The organism is Gracilimonas mengyeensis, from assembly GCF_900182705.1.
Classification (GTDB): domain Bacteria; phylum Bacteroidota; class Rhodothermia; order Balneolales; family Balneolaceae; genus Gracilimonas; species Gracilimonas mengyeensis.
On sequence record NZ_FXTP01000009.1, the window covers coordinates 57,504 to 74,982 of the forward strand.

Genomic DNA, 17,479 nt, shown 5'->3' on the forward strand with positions numbered 1-17,479 from the left:
ACCATTATTCCCCATATTTGACAGCTTTTTAACATGAAATTAAATGCTTTCCAAAAAACCGCCATAGTAACCGTGGCGGCTACTTTATTTCTGATTTTAATTGGCGGACTGGTTCGTGCGGCCGGTGCCGGTTTAGGCTGCCCCGATTGGCCTAAATGTTTTGGTCTGTGGATACCGCCTACAAGCTTGGCTGATTTACCCGCCGGGTTTTCTCCCGAGCAGTTTAACGTATACAAAACCTGGATTGAGTATGTAAACCGGTTGGTGGGGGTGGTTATTGGATTGCTGATTACAGCCACTTTCGTGCTTTCTTTTAAGTACCGAAAAGATAAGCCAGCGGTTTTTTACAGCTCATTTGCTGCATTTGTTTTGGTTTTATTCCAGGGATGGCTGGGTGGCGTGGTTGTAAGAACCGGCCTCCACAGCGGTATGATTACCGCTCACATGCTGGTTGCCATGCTGATAGTGATGGTCTTGGTGTACGCCACTTTCAAAGCTACCAGCGGATTCTTTTCGATCAAGATTGAAGAAAGCTTTAGGAAAAAACTGCTTTGGTCGGTATGGATTCTGCTCACCGTTTCAATGATACAGCTGGTGCTGGGTACGCAGGTTCGGGAGGCCATTGACGTCATTAAAAATGCGGCAGAAATCCCCGCCCGAAGTGAGTGGCTCAATATGGTTGGTAATATCTTTGAGGTTCACCGCAGTTCGTCCTGGGTTGTGTTGATTGCCGGGGTTTATATGTTCTACCTGCTCCGCAAAAATGAAGCTGAGGGTATTTTGCTGTGGCTTGGGCAGGTTAATCTGTTGCTGATTATTTTCCAGATTGCAGTGGGTGTGGGATTACTTTATCTGGATATGGCCCGGATTCTCCAGGTACTACACCTGGTGGGAATGGCCTTTATGATTTGTGCTCAGTTCCTGATGATTATGGTGCTGAGGTCGGGGAATGAGGGGATTAAAGATTCAAGATTAAAAATGGAAGATTAATGTTGAATGCTAAATGTTGAATTTTGAATTGTATAAAGTAGCTTTATTCATGACGTTGCCCCATTGAAGTTTAGAAAAAGACCAGAACAATCTTTAATCTTTAATTTTCAATCTTGAATTGATACTAAATCCGTTCTAACAGATCCTTCAGAAATACCCGAACTTCTGTAAGATCTCGCTTGGCCTGGGGGCTTAACTGTGATTTTGTTTCTTCCTTATCCCCATTTAGAATTTCCTGTACGCCCTCGGCGCTGTATTTTTTCTCGTGCAACAACTCTTTAATCCTAAAAAGCAAAGACAGCTCCTGCTCTTTGTAAACCCGGTTCCCGGCACTGTTTTTTTTGGGACTTAGCTGGGTGTAGGTCTTTTCCCAGTTACGCAACACATGCGGTTCAAGCCCGGTTAGTTTGCTAACTTCTCCCATTGAGTAATACAATTTTTTCATAGCAGACAGAAAGTGTATTTTAGGTCGTTTTAGTGGCTTGAAAGTAAACCATTTCTGAACATATTAAAAGAAGCTATTGTGGACGTATCGAAATCAACCGACCAATTGGATATCAGTATTGTGGTACCGGTTTTTAATGAAGAAGAATCACTGCCCGAACTGGAGGCTGCCATCCGGGAGGCGTTAGCGGCAGATTTTAGTTATGAGGTAATTTTTGTAGATGATGGTTCCTCGGATACTTCCTGGCAGGTGATCAAAAATCTGGCTAATGAAAAAGCGGAAGTATCTGGTATCGGTTTTAGCCGTAATTACGGTAAAAGTGTGGCCCTGCAATCTGGTTTTGAAGCCGCAAAAGGCCGCTATGTGGTTACCATGGATGCCGACTTACAGGATGATCCACAGGAAGTACCGGCTATGGTAGAGATGCTTGAGAATGGCTATGATTTGGTGAGCGGCTGGAAAAAAGAACGCCATGATCCCGTTTCTAAAACCATACCCTCCAAGTTTTTTAATTATGTGACCCGCAAAGTGGCCAGAATTGAACTCAATGATTTTAACTGTGGGTTGAAAGCGTATAAATCTGAAGTGGTCAAGAATATTTATTTGTATGGGGAACTGCACCGGTATATCCCCATGCTGGCCAAACGTGAAGGGTTTACCAGGATAGGGGAGAAAGTCGTGAAGCATCATCCCCGAAAGTATGGTAAAACAAAGTTCGGGTTATCCCGGTTTATGAACGGTTTTCTTGATTTGATAACCATCACCTTTGTACAGCGGTATTTGCAAAAACCCATGCACTTTTTTGGGACAATTGGGGTGCTTTTATTGCTGGCAGGTGGCGGGATCAACTTTTACCTGGCCTTTATAAAATTTTTCTATGGAAAAGGAATCGGCGATCGTCCGTTACTGTTCTTAGGAATTCTGCTAATGGTGCTGGGCGTTCAGTTATTTTCAACCGGATTGATTGGTGAGCTTATCAACAAAAACCATGTAGAGAAACAGAAGCCAAGCGTTCGAGAGAGGGTCTAAAACCGACTTATGTAGCGATAGGGCATTGAGCTTCGTAACGGTAAGTAACAGCTCTCAAACTCACCAATTACCTATTCTGATTATGAAGAAAATCATTTTTGCTCTGCTCCCTATAGTTCTTTTTGCTAGTTGTGTTTTATCATTCTCTGATGAGGAAGTAAAAATCAGAATTGAGAATAATTCAGAGTTTGCTATGGACAGCGTCCTGGCGATTTATCCGGAAGATGAAATTTTATACGGTTTGATCCCTGCTGGTGAGGCTAGTTCCTATCAAACTGTTACCAAAGCCTATCGTTATGCCTATATCGAAACGAAAATCAATAGCGAATTAAGCGTACTTCAACCCATTGATTATATGGGGGAAAGTTTACTTAAATCCGGCAGATACACCTATGTGCTTAGCGTTCTGGAAGAAAATGGAGGTACAAGCGAACCTCACTACAATTTGTCACTGGAGTTAGAGAAAGATTAAGCTCTTTAAGACAGAAGGGTATCTGGAAGAGAGCTATTTACCAGCGGTGAGATTTTGATTTTAAGTTTATTCTAATAACTTACTATCAGTTTCGGGGACGGAAAATATAGCGCGGGTACATGTGCAAGTCTATTTGTGGATACACATCAGCATGAAACTATGAGAATTCCATGCCATGATTGCCCAGAATTCCTTCCTTAGATCATGGAGATTATCTGTAATCATAAATCAAGACTATTATGGCCATTCGAAAAGTACTTTCCATTTCAGGCGGAGGCATTCGGGGTATTATTCCAACTATGGTGCTATCCGAAATTGAAGAAAAGACAGGAAAATCCACATCCAAATTATTTGATTTAATTGCCGGAACATCAACGGGAGGAATCCTTGCGCTGGCACTAACTTGTCCTGACTCTGAAGGACAGCCCAGATATACCGCAGAGGAGCTTATTGGCTTATACAGGCAAAAAGGGCCAGATATATTCAATCGGTCAAAGTGGTACAAGGTCAAGACGATGGGAAGCCTGTTTGATGCAAAATATCCAGCCGATGGTATCGAAGAAGTGCTGAAAACCTATTTTCGGGATAGTGCTGAAGACGCAATCATGTTGCGAGAGGCACTAACTCCACTGCTCATTACCAGTTATGATATTGAAATGCGGTCGCCCTGGTTCTTCAGAAGTGAAAAAGCTAAGCAAGATCCGGAATACGATTTTCCTATGGAAATTGCAGCGCGCGCTACCTCAGCGGCTCCCACCTATTTTGACCCGGTTAAGGTGAAAAGCACAGATGGAATGGATTACTATTCGTTAGTGGATGGTGGCGTTTTTGCGAATAACCCTGCGATGTGTGCTTATGTGGAAGCGAAAAATCTGTTTCCCGAGGATGATATCTTGGTCGTGTCGCTGGGAACCGGTGAGCTTACCCGAAGAATTCCTCACGAAGAAGCCATCGAGTGGGGGTTGGCGCAGTGGGCAAAACCAGTGCTGGATGTTGTTTTTGATGGCATCACAGATACGACCAATTATCAGCTACAAAGCATTCTTCCGGAAGACCGCTTTTTTAAGTTCCAGATTCGATTAACTGAAGGAAATGATGATATGGATGATACCAGCAACACCAACTTGCGGGTACTGCAACTGCTGGCCAAGCAAATGATTCAAAAAGAACAAAGTAAGCTGCAAGAACTTGTCGACATGCTGTAGCTATTTAAAGCTTAGTCATCAAGTAGCGCATCTTTTTTACCAAATGGTAAATGGATCCTGATATCGGTTTTCTATTATTCAGCTGCGATATAGAACCAAATCAACTATCATGGATACAAATAAAAAAGTACTGCTTACCGGGATCACCGGTTTTCTGGGATCTCACACGGCTATTAAACTTCTTGAAAAAGGATATAAAGTTATTGGCAGCCTCCGGAATATGGAGCGCGCTAATCATATCAAGAAAATAATAGGAGAACGGACTGATAGGGTAGACCGGCTTCAATTTGCCGAGGCCGACCTGTTGGATGACAAAGTTTGGAGAGGATTAGTGGAAGGCATTGACTTTGTACAACACATCGCTTCTCCTTTTCCCCGAAAGCTTCCGGATAATGAAGAAGAACTTATCAAGCCGGCACGGGGTGGCACGCTGAACATTCTCCAAGCAGCAGAAGCTCATAATGTAAAGCGTGTTGTGATTACATCATCAACAGGATCTATAGTTTATGGTAAACAAAAGGGCCATAGGAGTGGCACTTTTTCTGAGGAAGACTGGACGAATGTACAGAACAAAAAAGATACAACCCCTTATTTCCGCAGTAAAACCATAGCAGAACAAGCCGCATGGGAGTTTATGGAAAAAGAAAGAAGAGACATGGAATTAGCGGTGGTTTGTCCGGGAGCGATATTAGGTCCGGTTTTGGAAAAAGATTTTGGTACTTCGGCCAATATTGTCATCAAAATGCTGGACGGAAGTACACCTGTGCTACCTGATATTGGATTTGATATCGTTGATGTACGTTCTGTAGCAGATCTGTTAATCAGGGCCATGGAGCAACCGGAAGCGGCCGGTCAACGCTTTATTGGTTCAGCAGGATACCTCAAATTTAAAGATGTTGCAGATATTCTAAGGGAAGCCTATCCTTCCAAAAAAATCCCCAGAAGGGTAGCACCGGATTTTATGGTTCGTCTATTTTCTTATGTTGATGCCTCTCTAAAGCCGATATTGATAGATCTTGGGGTAGAACGAAAAGTTGACCACTCCAAAGCAAAAAGATTATTGAACTGGACGCCCATCCCCAAAGAAGAGGCTGTGCGGGCTTGTGCAGAAAGTGTACTGAAATTAGAAATTGTTTAAATAAGCTAATCATGGAAAGTTTAAAAAATGCCTTGACCTTCGGAGGTATATTATCTGAGAAGGAGGTAGAACATGTCGCTAGTTCATTTGAAGTAGAATGGCTGGATTCCGGGGACAATTTTCTAAAGTTAGGTGGATATTCTAACCATATCGGCTTTGTGGATGAAGGCATACTAAGAGTATTTATAGTAGGCGGAGAAGCTGAAGAGACAACCAAGTATTTTGTACGTAAAGGGCAGTTTGCCCTGGATATTGAAAGTTTCTATGAAGATTCTCCCAGCCGGTCAGCTATTCAAGCAGTTGTAAAGAGCAAGATACTGTCCATAAGTCGCAAAAAATGGAATCGTCTCTATGAGGAAATACCTAAGCTCTACATTCTCACCAAAAGTCTGACTGAAGCCGGATTGCTGAATAAAATCAAGGACAATGAGTTTTTGGACTTTGGCTCAGCTAAGGATAAATACTTGGAGTTTATCAAAAGATACCCGGATTTAGCAGTTAAGGTGCCGCAAAAATACATCGCTTCGTATTTACAAATCACGCCACAGTCATTGAGTAGAATCAGGAAGGAGCTGCTATAGTTTGAATACGGGAAGTTGATTTTGCAACCAATTTTGCAAGGCACTACTTCTCATATTTTTTCATTATGATAGCTGCACAGTGCCCGCCAAATCCAAAGCTGTTGCTTAATGCAAGACGGATATCTTTTTGTTTTTTCTCCTTGAGAGTAAGGTCTATTGTCTTAGGAATTTGTTCATCAATCTCTTCCGTGTTGATGGTAGGAGGAATAATGTTTGATTCTAAAGCCAGGCAGGTGGCAATAGCTTCGACAGCACCTGCAGCTCCAAGCAGGTGTCCGGTCATGGACTTTGGAGCACTTATATGGACGCGATTTATATTTTCTTCCATGACCCTTTCAATGGCCCTGATTTCAGATAAATCTCCCGGACCTGTAGAGGTGGCGTGAGCATTGATATGATCGATATCAGAAGAAGATATGCCGGCTTCCTCAATCGCCTGGCTCATAGCTAGGTAAGCTCCCTCGCCGTTTGGATGAGTACCTACAATGTGGTGGGCGTCGGAGCTTTCGCCGCCTCCTACAATTTCAGCATAAATATGGGCGTCTCTTCGTAAAGCACTTTCAAGACTTTCTATAACCAAAGCGCCAGCACCTTCGCCCACTACAAATCCGTCTCTGCTTTTATCAAAAGGCCTGGAAGCCGAGGCGTAATTTTCGTTATTGGTGGAAAGCGCCTTCATGGTATTGAACCCACCGATGGATGTTTCTGTGATGGGAGCTTCAGAGCCTCCCGTAATAATGAGGTCTGCCTTGCCCCATTTTATGTAATTAAAGGCTTGGATAATCCCATTTGTGGAAGAAGCACAAGCCGTTACCGGAGCGTAGTTAACACCTCGTAATCCATATTTTATGGATAGCTGTCCGGCTATCCCATTGGCTATAATTTTTGTAATAAAGAACGGACTAAACCTTGGATTAAAATCATTTACCGCGTAATTCAGTGTTTCTTTTTCAAAAGTTTCGAAACCGCCGATACCGCTGGAAAAGATAACGCCAGACCGGTTTTTATTGAGCTTGTTGAACTGTAGATTGGCATCTTGAATAGCTTCTTCAGCCGCAACCAACCCATACTGGCTGAACCGGTCTAACCTGCGTATTTCCTTACGATCAAAATGGTTGGCAGGATCATAGTTTTTCAATTCACAGGCGAAATCCGTTTTAAATTTTGTAGTATCAAACCGGGTGATTTTATCGGCTCCCGATGTCCCATTTTGTAAAGCGTTCCAGTATGCTTCTTTTGTTTCTCCAATTGGGGTGAGGGCACCTACCCCTGTAATGACGACTCTTTTCATAATGATTATGCTTTTTTTAGGTTATATACCGTTCGGTATATTAAAGGGTAAAATTTTTTAGATAGTTATCTCGTGAATTTTTGACTCTAATCTGGTGATGTTATCAATTAGAATATCAGGTTCCTGCAATGTTTTGGCCATCATAACACTGCCTTCAATAAGTGCAATCATTTCGTTGGAAAACTTGGCTGTATCAACAGGTTGAATTTCATTGTTACTGATTCCCGTTTTTAAAATGGTCTCCAGTTTTTTCTTCCAATTTGAAATGGCTTGCACTACTTCTTCTCTTAACAAGTCATTGCCGTCATCGGCATCAATGGCTGTATTAAGTATGGCGCATCCGCCTCGTTCAAAAATATCCTGGTGCTGTTCCTTGTAGAAAATCAAAAAGGCCAGCAGTTTCTGATCCGCCCGTTCCAGGCTTTGCAGTTTTTTGTTGATTTGACCTATTACTTGTTGATAGTTATACCGGAATGCTTCTAAGGCTACTTCGTTTTTATTTTGAAAATTACCATAGATGCTGCCTTTCGTTAAACCGGTAGCTTCCGTTAAATCAGAGAGATAGGTTCCTGTGTAACCTTTCTTGTTAAAGATAGGAGCGGTTTTTTCTATGATGAATTGTCGGGTTTTCTCTGAACGAATCATGAAGCAAATATACTGATCGGTATATCATATTCAAAAAAATTGGCGCCCATATATTTAGATTGCCAAGAATGCGTAGGTAAATAGTAAGAGTTAAAGATTTTCACCTACTCTGATTAATCCAGTAATGATAATTCCGTATATACCGATTGCATCAGTTCTTCTCTGTCAGGTTCAGTTTTACAGACTACCCTGAGCCCGTTATAAAAGGTGAATAAGAGGAAGGCAAGAGATTTCAGGTTTTTGTCGGTAGTAATATGACCGGCTTCCTGACCTTTTTTTAGATAGTCATAAAAAAGGTTTTCCACTTGTTTCCGGTTCCCTTTTAGCACCATCTGCATTTCTTTATTACCGGGAACAAGCTCGGTAGTGGTATTGACGGCAAAACAACCTTTCATATCCTGGTCGTTAACAGATTCATCAACGGCCATTTCAAAAAGCTTGTTAAAGCCTTCTTTTGGGTCGGGATGATTCTGAAAAAATTGGTTCACCCGTTCAAAGTTGCTTCTGTGATAATGCTCAAAAGCTTTTTTAAACAGTTTTTCCTTATCACCAAAAGTACTGTACAAGCTGGCGCGGTTGATCCCTAAATGGCTCACCAAATCCTGTACAGAAGTGGCAGCATACCCCTGTTTCCAGAACAGAGTCATCGCTTTGGTTAGTACTTCCTGCTCGTCAAATTCTTTTGTCCTTGCCATAATAAAATATTTGTGGGAACTGTTGATGCCCCCACAAATATAACTTATTGGAATTTTCGTTCCAAAATGCGGTGAAAAATCATCCAAGTACCGGATTGATATTTACACCTCCGTCAATATTGTATTCACTTCCTGTTATGAAAGAAGCTTCTTCAGAAGACAAGAATGCTACCAGGTTCGCAATTTCTACAGGTTGGCCGTATCGTTTCAGGGGGATTCTGTTTTGCATAGCCTCACCCAACCCTTTTATTTGTTCTTCCTCTAGATCCGTTTTGCCAAATATCGGGGTTTCTACCGGACCCGGGTTTACAGAATTGATTCGAATTTTTCTGGGTGCCAGTTCTGTGGCAGCTGTCCTGGTAAAAGCGTTAAGCGCAGCTTTGGATGCTGCATACACAGCCGTGTTTGGCATACCCGTGTATGCGTTAATCGAAGACAGGTTGATGATGGATGCCCCGTCATTTAAAACCGGTAAAAACTTTTGGATGGAGAAGAATGCGCCCTTAAAGTTGATGTCCATTTGTTGGTCGAACATCTCTTCGCTTACATGACCCAAGGGAGCGGGATGAAAAACACCCGCATTAATAAACAGGATATCTACCATGCCAAACTCTTTTTTCACCTGTTCCGCAAGGCTGTCAATAGCCGACAGATCACTTACGTCGGCTACAATGCCCTTTACGCCTAATTCCTCAGCTGCTTGTTGTACCCGTTCTGTTGACCTACCGGTGATAACTACCTTGGCGCCTTGTTGTTTTAATTTCTCTGCGGTTGCATAGCCAATGCCGCTGTTACCTCCGGTAACCACAGCTACTTTTTCATGTAATGTGTTCATGTCTTAATAATTCTTTGTGTTATGAGTGAGATTAATTGGAACGTTCATTCCATTTAGAACTTACAATATTGGAATGATTGTTCCAATTTAAATTTGCATAGAGCAGGAGGGAAAATGAGGAGGAATTTTTAACTAGGGTTTAATCCTTCAGAGGAAAAAGATACGTGGCAGCTTACACAAACTTCTCAATACTCTTCATATAACCAAGATGTAAACCTTCATGATAGTTGTTGAACTCAAAAGCATCCTCCAGAGAAGAAAGGTAAAAGCCTGTACCGGTCATGCGCTCCTTGTAAGTTTTGAAAAGTCCCTGGTCAAGATCATCGGTAGTCTTATTGACCAAATCGATTAACAGCTTTTTTAGCTCGTTGGCTTCTTCTTGCGTTACAGGTTTAGCTGGCTTGGTACCTGGTTTATATAGCTTATACAATTGGGAGGGGAGGTAGCCATCCAGGCCCGACTGCAAATAAATAAGAGCTTGTTGTGCTACAATTACGTGCCCAATGTTCCAGATCAGGTTGTTATTAAAACCGTCGGGGACTTTATTTAATTGATCCAGGGAATAGTTATCAAAAAATTCCAGAAACAATTTCCTGCCTGTTTCCCAGGTTCTAAGGGTTGATTTCAAATTTTCAGTATTCATAGGGTAATGGTGATTATAATTCGGCCAATAGTTTATGGGAGTCCCAAACAGTCGCAAACTCTTCGTTTAGGCTAGCCAGGGTGACAGAATGAACGAGCTCTGCATCAAACGTTTCTCCATTGACTCCCTCCCGATCAAAAGTGGCAGTGGCATCCGCTATGACATAGGTTTCGAAGCCAAGATCGCTTGCCATCCGTGTGGTAGCAGATACACAGTGGTTTGTGGTCAAGCCTACCAGTACCAGCGTTTTTATGTGCAGCTGATCCAATTGTTCTTGCAGGTCGGTTCCAATAAAGCCGCTGTTGACGTGTTTTGTGATCACAGGCTCGTTCTCCGCAGGCAGCACGTGTTTGTTAAATGCTATTCCTTTGTTGGATGGATGTAGCTTAGATTCAGGATTGGTTGAACTGTGCCTTACATGAAATAGGGGTAAGCTCAATGTTCGCCATTTATCCAAGAGCTTACCACAGAGAACTTCCGCATTTTGATTATTCCTGTTGCCTCCCCAATATTTCTCATGGTTAACTGAAAGCCCCTGTTGGATGTCTATGAGGATCAATGCCGGTTTCTTATCTCTTAATTTCATTTCCTGTTCCTCATTTCATAACTGATTTAATACTGATTTTTGTCTTCACTGAATTGGCTATAAAACAGACTTCGTGTGCTTCATGGTGCATTTCGTCATTCCGTTGTTCGGTGGGTTGATGTTCTTCAGCATATGTTACTTTGGGATGCAGCGTCACTTCAGTCATGGCCAGTTTCCCCTCCGCGTTCTTTTCCATAATGCCTTCTACCTCATCTTCGTACGCTTCCACCACAAACCCACGCTTGGCCACAATGGAGAGAAACCAAAGCATGTGGCAGCTGGAAAGAGAAGCAATGAAAGCCTCTTCGGGATCAACGGCAGATTCATCGGAATAGGGCAGAGGCACGACCTGGGGCGAGGAAGATGCGTTTATAGTTTCCCCGCCGTCGAACTTCCAGCTATGGGCTCGTGAATAGCGGTTATTGGTGAATTTCTCACCCTCTTGGCGAGACCATGAAATAGTTGCTGAGTAGGTAGACATAGTTTAATTCATTTTTGGAGTGATGATATTTAAAAAGTCCCGTAGGGACGGTATAACATAGCCCGGACTTCAGTCCGGGGAAACTCAGAAAATTAAAGAAACTTCCGCCCGCATGAGATTTAGGGAAGTCTGTTTGCCGGAGGTTGAGCTATAATGCCTTTTTACTCGCTACCAAGCTCCTGCTTCATTTTTAAGGTCAAAGCTTGAAAAGAGCGCCAAGTCACTCTTTCACCGCCCCAAAAGCTGCAAAGCAAGAATTCTTGTGCAGGATATCCACTTGCACAAACCCCACTTTCCGGAGTAAATCCAGTTGAAAGGTAACCGGCCGCGGCGAATCTTCTTTGTCGATATATGCAAATACTTTGTCCCGGTATTCGGCTCCGCCTAATGATTCCAAGTATGCTCCATAGCGGTCCCACATCATCTGATGCACTTCATCATTTTCATGCGTCACTAAATCGGTAATCCAAACGCTGCCGCCGGGTGCCGTAAGTTCAAAGATCTTAGCGAAAGCTTCCTCCCAGTCCCGTTCATCTCGCAAATGATGAAGTACGGCCGCCGCGATAATCACATCATAGCGTTCGGCTGGTAAATCAGCACCTCTAAAGTCTTCCTGAAAAGTTCGGATGGTTCCTTTGTTTACTTTACCAATGCGTTCTTTAGCGTGTTTCAGCATGGGTTCACTTAAATCTACCAAATCACAATTCAAAGGGTTGATATGTACAAGTAGCTTCAGCGTGTTGTTGCCGGCTCCACAGCCAATATCCAGCAGGTTTTGTGCATTGGGATTATGCGCCGTAGCCGCCTGGGTGATAAGCTCCATAGCCAGCGGGGCATCAATAGTGGTCTGCTGACCAGTGTCTAATTTAGAAAAGCGTTCAACGTCCCCGTCAAATCGGTTCCTGATTTCTTCTGTGGTGGATTTATTTTCTAATGAGATGGACATGTGAAAGTGAGTGATTTCGGATTTTCTTCATTGGATCAGGCTTGCTGTGTTTGATGGTACCTCCGAAACACGAACCAGGAACCCCATAGCACTGCAGTTAACCCGATGGTAGTATAAATAGCCGGCATGGGATTATCCAGTGAACTTACTGATCCGGCATAAGAAGCTATCAGGGCATAGGGCACGCTGCTTAACAGCCAGGCCGTTAAGAATCGTGAAAAAGACATTCCCGTGATACCTGCCAGGCAAGCGGATACTTCCGGGAAGATAGGTACAGCCCGGCTCATCAGGATCATCACAAAACCGTATTGTTGAAAGGTTTCTTTAGCTTCAATTCTGCGTTGTTCATCCCGAACAATGAAGGAAAACAATACATCTCCGTATCTGCTGCTGATTGCATAGCCTGCAATACCAGCCAAAAACATCCCGGCGATGGCACTGATTCCTCCATAGGGAAACCCGAGAAAATATCCGGATAGAATGGTGATGGTGAGCGTGGGTACGGCTACAAATAAATCAGAAAAAAGTAGCAGTATAACCAGGCTACCTACTAATAGCGGGGATAAGTCCTGTGCACTCTGTAGCCAGAGTTTACTTTGTTCAATGGTTAACACTCCGGTTAGATTAGCGATTAAGAAGGTAGAGGCAAAGGCCGTAGCCAGCACAAGTATGAGTTTAGCCAGATCTTTCATAGGTATATTTTGATTTATTGAGTTTTTAGTTTTCGCCGCCGTTCTTGAGAATACGGTCGGCCAGGGCGGGACTAAGTCGGTGTAACAGCTTCAGCAGTTTTACTTTCCCAATGGCAATTTCATAGCGGTTTCTTCTGAACTTTGTGAGGAATTCCTGTACCAGCTGCTCGGTAGATATTTTATTCTTACCACGGCCTTTTGTCATATTGGTATCTACGATGGGTGGAATAATTTCGAATACACGAATGCCGTGACCTTCGAGCTGATAGCGCAGGGACTTGCTAAAGATGTGGATGGCTGCTTTGGTACCGCAGTATACCGGGGCCTGCTTTTTCGGGGAAAGGGCAAGACCAGAAGAAATATTAACAATAGCCGGTTGACGATTCATGGATAACACAGGCAGCAGTAAGCCGGTGAGTGCCAAAGGAGCATACAGGTTTACCTGAAGCTCCTGCTGGATTTTTTCGGTGATGTGCTGTTCATCCCAAAAAGAATAATTGTACTGAATGGCGGCATTGTTAACCAGTATATTGGTGTCGGGATGCTTTTTCTCAATGAACACGACCAGCTTCTCGAGCTCGTCCTTGTCAGCTAAATCACACCTAAAAGGAATAATATCATCAGATAGGGACCTAAGATCCTTAAATTTCTTTTCATCCCGTCCCACGGCTATTATCGTGTTATTTTGTTGGATGAATGCCTTGGTAAGGGCTTTGCCAATGCCAGCGGTGGCCCCGGTGATTAATATTTTGTTGTTTTCCAGTTCCATAGGTCAAACCTTATTGGGTTGTGGTTAATCAGGACTGAAAAACTATGGGAAGGGAAGTGCTAATCCATTTACATAGGTAAATAAATCAGGATTTATTGCTTGGCCCGGATGCGGCTGAGTTGTGTAGGGGTAATACCAAGGTAAGAGGCGATATGATATTGGGGGATACGCTGTTCCATATCAGGATAGTGCTCCCGGAATAGTCTATAGCGTTCGGAAGCGTCCAGCGTAACCAACTGAATTTCCCGGGTTTCTTTGTTGACAAAATACTGTTCGGCAATGATGCGGGCCATTCGCTCCACTTCCCGGTGCTCATCATACAAAGCAGTAAAATCCGCATAGTGGCATTGGAGCAGGGTTACATCAGTAAGGCATTCTATATCAATGAGATTCTTTTGCCCGGTAACCAGGGAAGAATAAGCACCTGTAAAATTCCCCTGGGTGAAAAAATGCTTGTTGTAGGTGTCTCCGCTTGGGGTTTGATGATAAGCACGGAGAATACCATCCACTACAAAGCCCATGTTTTGAGAATGCTCTCCGGCCCGTGCAAAGTGATGTCCTTTTTCAAAATGTTTAACGGTAAATAACTGAAGGATGGCATTGGTTAATTCCTCACCAATCTCCACCAATCCATTGAGTTTTTGAGTCAGCATTTGTTGATAATCCGATCGGGACATATAGGGCAGGGGGGCTAATTATTTTTGAAATCCAAAGTTTTGATTCTTAGTGAGGCATCCATTTCTACTTACTCTGAACCTAAAAACCGGTCCAATAACTGTTCCATCATCTGGTGATTATCTGTATAAAGTTGCTTGTTTAACATGGTGTTGGCATGCTGAATAAACGGTCCTTTAGCCTTAGCCAGTTCATCGGTACTGTTTTTGATCAGGGCGGCCAGTCCTTCTTGGGTCATTTCCATATGAAATTGCAGGCCCAGCACCCGCTCATTCCATAAAAATCCCTGTTTATTACATCCTTTACTGGCAGCCAGCGGCAACGCGCCTTTTGGTATTTCAAAACGGTCGCCATGCCAGTGCAGCACGGTTTGTTGTTTTGGAAAAGAGTGGAACAGAGGATGTTCTATGGCCTTTTCTGTCCACTTCAATGGAAACCAGCCGATTTCTTTTTGAGGCATTGGTGTTACTTCTGCATCCAGCACATCAGCAATAAGTTGAGCGCCCAGGCAAATACCCAGCACTTTTTTGTTGAGTGTAATGCATTCTTTGATGAATGCTTTTTCCCGGCGCAGCCATAGATATGCTTCCTCATCCGCTACGCCCATGGGACCACCCATAACGACCAGTGCATCAATTTCTTGAGGTGAGGGCAGCTCTTGGCCATCAAATAAAAAAGTGCCTGTCAATATATGGCCATTCTCCTCCGCCCAGGTTTTGATGTATCCGGGGTTTTCGAAGGAAACGTGTTGGATGTAATGGATACGCAAAATAGAAGCATTAAGAGGTTATAGGAAAAGGAATTAATGTAGCCGAAAAAACCTACAGATGACAAAAGCATTTATTAAGCAGCTAAAGTATATCATCCGTTTGAGGTGGCTTAAAGTTAACCTTCAGGAGCTTCTGAACCCCTGAAGGCATTCACATTGCTACTTCTGCACTTTATAGGGCAGGCTCAAATCACCGGAAAGTACCTCATATACCGCGTATACACCAAGCATCGGCATGTTTTCTTCCGTGGACACTTCCATGTAAGCCGTTACTCCATCATAGTTGAACGAGGTTTTGTGGTGCACCCGTTGGGCCGGAACGGCTACCCGTACAGCCTGATCTCTGAATACTACAGAAAAACCGGGTGAGTCAAGGTATATGGGCATGCCGGGATTGGTGGCCGGTAGCACTACGCTTTGGTCTTCAGGCTTAAAAGCTTTAACGGAAAGTCCGCCAGCTACGCGTTGATCTTCCACAAGTACCACCCAGTGCGTATGAAACTGTTTGCCGTCGTTTTCATAATTGCGATCGTTGTTTTCATCCCAAAGCGGGGTATCGTCAAAATCGGGATGAGAGGTGATAGCAAAGGCCAGAATACCTTCTGTATCTCCAAATCCTACATCGGCCGGACTTAAGCTGGTAGGGAACACATATCCCAGAACCGGCGCTCCGTTTAATTGTCCTGCCGCAGTTGGAGTGGTATTCCCGGCTTTACTTTCCACCCGCATTTCAAATACCAGAAGATCCAGGTCTTCCTGGTAGCTTACTTTGGCTTTGGTAAGGTTCATATCTGCGGTATTCAACCGGCTGATCTGTTTTTTAGAAAGTCTTTGAGCGTATGAAAATTCGGTTCCCAGCCATGTGATTAGTACAAATACTAAGAAAAAAGTTGAGTGAGTTTTAATGTTGGTCATGATGTTTTGACTTGATTGAAATTGGAATCAAAAAGTAGCTGGATTGTCATTATAAGTCTATCGATATTTACTTCTGATAGATATAAGTAAAACTTATAGTTTAAAAAGGTATGGAAGTTCGACAGCTAAAATATTTGCTTTCAATAGGTCGTGAGGGAACGTTTACGGCAGCGGCCGAAAAACTGTTTATCTCACAATCGGCTTTGTCTCAACAGGTGAAAAGCATGGAGGAAGAGTTGGGCGTGCCTTTATTTGACCGTTCCAGAAACAGGCTTCATTTTACGGAGGCTGGGGCATTGCTGCATCAAAGAGCCAAACATATTGTACGTGAGGTTGAAGAGGCCAAAAAGGCCATCCATGAGCTGGAGCAATTGTACCGGGGAACGCTTCGTATAGGGGTGGTTCAAACCATTAATGCTTACTTGATCCCCAAAATTGTAGCACATTTTTCTTCCCGCTATCCTGAGGTGCAGCTGAGAGTGCATGAACTATCAGCCCCCGAAATTGAACGTCAGCTGAGCGAACACGAACTGGATTTGGGGCTCAGTTTTAAACCCACTGATTATCCAAAACTGACTTTTGATCCGCTTTTTGAAGAAGAGCTGATGTTAATAGTAAATCCCCAGCATCCGTTTGCAAGGCGTGAAGAGGTAGAAGCTAAAGCGCTTGAAAGTGAACAGTTGATGTTACTTTCGGAAGGTTACTGCACCCGGCGTATTTGGGATGAAGCGGCTAAAATGGCAGATATCAGTCCAAAAGTATTAATAGAAATGAATACAATCAGCAGTTTGCTCTCCGCATTGGAAGATCATCCCAAAGCCGGTACTATTTTACCTGCGCTAACCATGAAAATGAAAGCGGCTCACGGCCTCAGTGCCATACGAATCGTACATCCATCTCCCACAAGAACGGCAGGAATCCTTTGGAGAGCACAAGGATACAGAAGTAAAGCTTCGCGGAAACTGGCAGAGATCGCGACCAACATGGTACAGGAACTGAAACAGTAAAAGTTCACTTATAGGACTTTCATTATAAAATTTTCAACAGCTTACTAAAACATTGGCTTACAAGAAATTATTTACATACATCGGGCAACATATTTCTCTGACGGAAGAGGACAAAGAGCAGATTAAATCATCTACCCGCATAAAAAAAGTTCGCAAACATCAGTTTGTAGCTGAGCAGGGGGAAGTCTGCCGGTATGAGAGTTTTGTGGTTGAAGGCTGTTTGCGCTGTTATCACACCGATGAAGAGGGAAAAGAACACGTGGTGCAATTTGCCATTGAGGACTGGTGGATTGCAGACTTGCAGAGCTTTCTGAGTCAAACACCAGCTAATTTCAGTGTGGATGCATTAGAGCCTTCCGTACTCATACAGTTCGAACATGAAGATCTGCAAGCTCTTTATAGAAAAATTCCTAAACTGGAACGCTTTTTTCGGTTGATTATTCAAAAGGCATTCATTGCTTCCCAAAACAGAGTAGTTGCTTCTTATAGTCAGGATGCGGGCAAAAGGTACATCGAATTCAGGAATCGGTATCCAACCATAGAGCAGCGGGTGCCCCAGTATATGATTGCTTCATACCTGGGTATCACACCAGAATTTTTAAGTAAAATTCGTAGCCGTTTTGGGGAAGATTAGGGCAAATCTTAAACTGGTTTAAGCAAATTAAATAAC

Annotated in this window: 22 protein-coding genes; 8 read left to right on the top strand and 14 right to left on the bottom strand. The window is 43.3% G+C overall.

What is annotated here, in order from left to right; genetic code table 11:
• Positions 1-33: 33 nt before the first annotated feature.
• Positions 34-990, top strand: a complete 957-nt coding sequence (locus tag FN815_RS11015; protein WP_142454695.1) for a COX15/CtaA family protein — start codon at positions 34-36, stop codon at positions 988-990.
• Between the two features lie 124 nt (positions 991-1,114).
• Here the strand turns inward: FN815_RS11015 and FN815_RS11020 are convergent, their stop codons facing one another.
• Positions 1,115-1,435 carry a MerR family transcriptional regulator gene (locus tag FN815_RS11020; protein WP_142454696.1) on the bottom strand — a complete coding sequence of 107 codons (321 nt, stop codon included), beginning with the start codon at positions 1,433-1,435 and terminating at the stop codon, positions 1,115-1,117.
• A 78-nt stretch (positions 1,436-1,513) separates the two neighbouring features.
• Between FN815_RS11020 and FN815_RS11025 the strand changes: the two genes are divergently transcribed.
• The 5 genes from FN815_RS11025 (at position 1,514) to FN815_RS11045 (ending at position 5,860) form a co-directional block, all read left to right on the top strand.
• A complete protein-coding gene (locus FN815_RS11025; protein WP_142454697.1) occupies positions 1,514-2,464 on the top strand; it encodes a glycosyltransferase family 2 protein in 951 nt (316 codons plus the stop codon).
• Positions 2,465-2,546: 82 nt separating this feature from the next.
• The gene (locus FN815_RS11030) at positions 2,547-2,936 is read left to right on the top strand and encodes a hypothetical protein (RefSeq protein ID WP_142454698.1); all 390 of its coding nucleotides are present in this window, start codon (positions 2,547-2,549) and stop codon (positions 2,934-2,936) included.
• Between the two features lie 239 nt (positions 2,937-3,175).
• Entirely contained in the window at positions 3,176-4,141 is a 966-nt protein-coding gene (locus tag FN815_RS11035; RefSeq protein WP_185957270.1) for a patatin-like phospholipase family protein, read from the top strand.
• A 109-nt stretch (positions 4,142-4,250) separates the two neighbouring features.
• Complete coding sequence (locus tag FN815_RS11040; protein WP_142454699.1) at positions 4,251-5,279, top strand: SDR family oxidoreductase; 1,029 nt, start codon at positions 4,251-4,253, stop codon at positions 5,277-5,279.
• 11 nt (positions 5,280-5,290) lie between these two features.
• The gene (locus tag FN815_RS11045; RefSeq protein ID WP_142454700.1) at positions 5,291-5,860 is read left to right on the top strand and encodes a Crp/Fnr family transcriptional regulator; all 570 of its coding nucleotides are present in this window, start codon (positions 5,291-5,293) and stop codon (positions 5,858-5,860) included.
• Positions 5,861-5,903: 43 nt separating this feature from the next.
• Here FN815_RS11045 and fabF read toward each other — a convergent pair whose 3' ends face one another.
• From fabF to FN815_RS11110, 13 genes are all read right to left on the bottom strand, one after another.
• Positions 5,904-7,151, bottom strand: a complete 1,248-nt coding sequence (fabF, locus tag FN815_RS11050) for a beta-ketoacyl-ACP synthase II (protein ID WP_142454701.1) — start codon at positions 7,149-7,151, stop codon at positions 5,904-5,906.
• A gap of 57 nt (positions 7,152-7,208) precedes the next feature.
• A complete protein-coding gene (locus tag FN815_RS11055; RefSeq protein ID WP_142454702.1) occupies positions 7,209-7,796 on the bottom strand; it encodes a TetR/AcrR family transcriptional regulator in 588 nt (195 codons plus the stop codon).
• 113 nt (positions 7,797-7,909) lie between these two features.
• The gene (locus FN815_RS11060; RefSeq protein WP_142454703.1) at positions 7,910-8,491 is read right to left on the bottom strand and encodes a TetR/AcrR family transcriptional regulator; all 582 of its coding nucleotides are present in this window, start codon (positions 8,489-8,491) and stop codon (positions 7,910-7,912) included.
• A gap of 79 nt (positions 8,492-8,570) precedes the next feature.
• Positions 8,571-9,326, bottom strand: coding sequence for an SDR family NAD(P)-dependent oxidoreductase (locus FN815_RS11065; RefSeq protein ID WP_142454704.1), 756 nt, complete (start codon positions 9,324-9,326; stop codon positions 8,571-8,573).
• Positions 9,327-9,498: 172 nt separating this feature from the next.
• Positions 9,499-9,969: a DinB family protein gene (locus FN815_RS11070; RefSeq protein ID WP_221930307.1), complete on the bottom strand. Its 471-nt coding sequence runs from the start codon at positions 9,967-9,969 to the stop codon at positions 9,499-9,501.
• 13 nt (positions 9,970-9,982) lie between these two features.
• On the bottom strand, positions 9,983-10,555 hold the full coding sequence (locus FN815_RS11075; protein WP_142454705.1) for a cysteine hydrolase family protein: 573 nt from the start codon (positions 10,553-10,555) through the stop codon (positions 9,983-9,985).
• 10 nt (positions 10,556-10,565) lie between these two features.
• Positions 10,566-11,036, bottom strand: coding sequence for an OsmC family protein (locus FN815_RS11080; protein ID WP_142454706.1), 471 nt, complete (start codon positions 11,034-11,036; stop codon positions 10,566-10,568).
• A 220-nt stretch (positions 11,037-11,256) separates the two neighbouring features.
• Positions 11,257-11,982, bottom strand: a complete 726-nt coding sequence (locus FN815_RS11085; protein WP_142454707.1) for a class I SAM-dependent methyltransferase — start codon at positions 11,980-11,982, stop codon at positions 11,257-11,259.
• Positions 11,983-12,017: 35 nt separating this feature from the next.
• The gene (locus tag FN815_RS11090) at positions 12,018-12,674 is read right to left on the bottom strand and encodes a TVP38/TMEM64 family protein (protein WP_142454708.1); all 657 of its coding nucleotides are present in this window, start codon (positions 12,672-12,674) and stop codon (positions 12,018-12,020) included.
• Positions 12,675-12,699: 25 nt separating this feature from the next.
• Positions 12,700-13,443, bottom strand: coding sequence for an SDR family oxidoreductase (locus tag FN815_RS11095; RefSeq protein ID WP_142454709.1), 744 nt, complete (start codon positions 13,441-13,443; stop codon positions 12,700-12,702).
• Positions 13,444-13,535: 92 nt separating this feature from the next.
• Positions 13,536-14,120, bottom strand: a complete 585-nt coding sequence (locus FN815_RS11100) for a Crp/Fnr family transcriptional regulator (RefSeq protein ID WP_142454710.1) — start codon at positions 14,118-14,120, stop codon at positions 13,536-13,538.
• Between the two features lie 68 nt (positions 14,121-14,188).
• Positions 14,189-14,887 carry a type 1 glutamine amidotransferase gene (locus tag FN815_RS11105; protein WP_142454711.1) on the bottom strand — a complete coding sequence of 233 codons (699 nt, stop codon included), beginning with the start codon at positions 14,885-14,887 and terminating at the stop codon, positions 14,189-14,191.
• A gap of 159 nt (positions 14,888-15,046) precedes the next feature.
• Complete coding sequence (locus FN815_RS11110; protein WP_142454712.1) at positions 15,047-15,802, bottom strand: hypothetical protein; 756 nt, start codon at positions 15,800-15,802, stop codon at positions 15,047-15,049.
• Between the two features lie 110 nt (positions 15,803-15,912).
• Here FN815_RS11110 and FN815_RS11115 point away from each other — a divergent pair, with 110 nt between their 5' ends.
• Both FN815_RS11115 and FN815_RS11120 read left to right on the top strand, forming a co-directional pair.
• A complete protein-coding gene (locus FN815_RS11115; protein WP_142454713.1) occupies positions 15,913-16,809 on the top strand; it encodes a LysR substrate-binding domain-containing protein in 897 nt (298 codons plus the stop codon).
• A 52-nt stretch (positions 16,810-16,861) separates the two neighbouring features.
• A complete protein-coding gene (locus FN815_RS11120; protein ID WP_142454714.1) occupies positions 16,862-17,443 on the top strand; it encodes a Crp/Fnr family transcriptional regulator in 582 nt (193 codons plus the stop codon).
• Positions 17,444-17,479 lie beyond the last annotated feature (36 nt).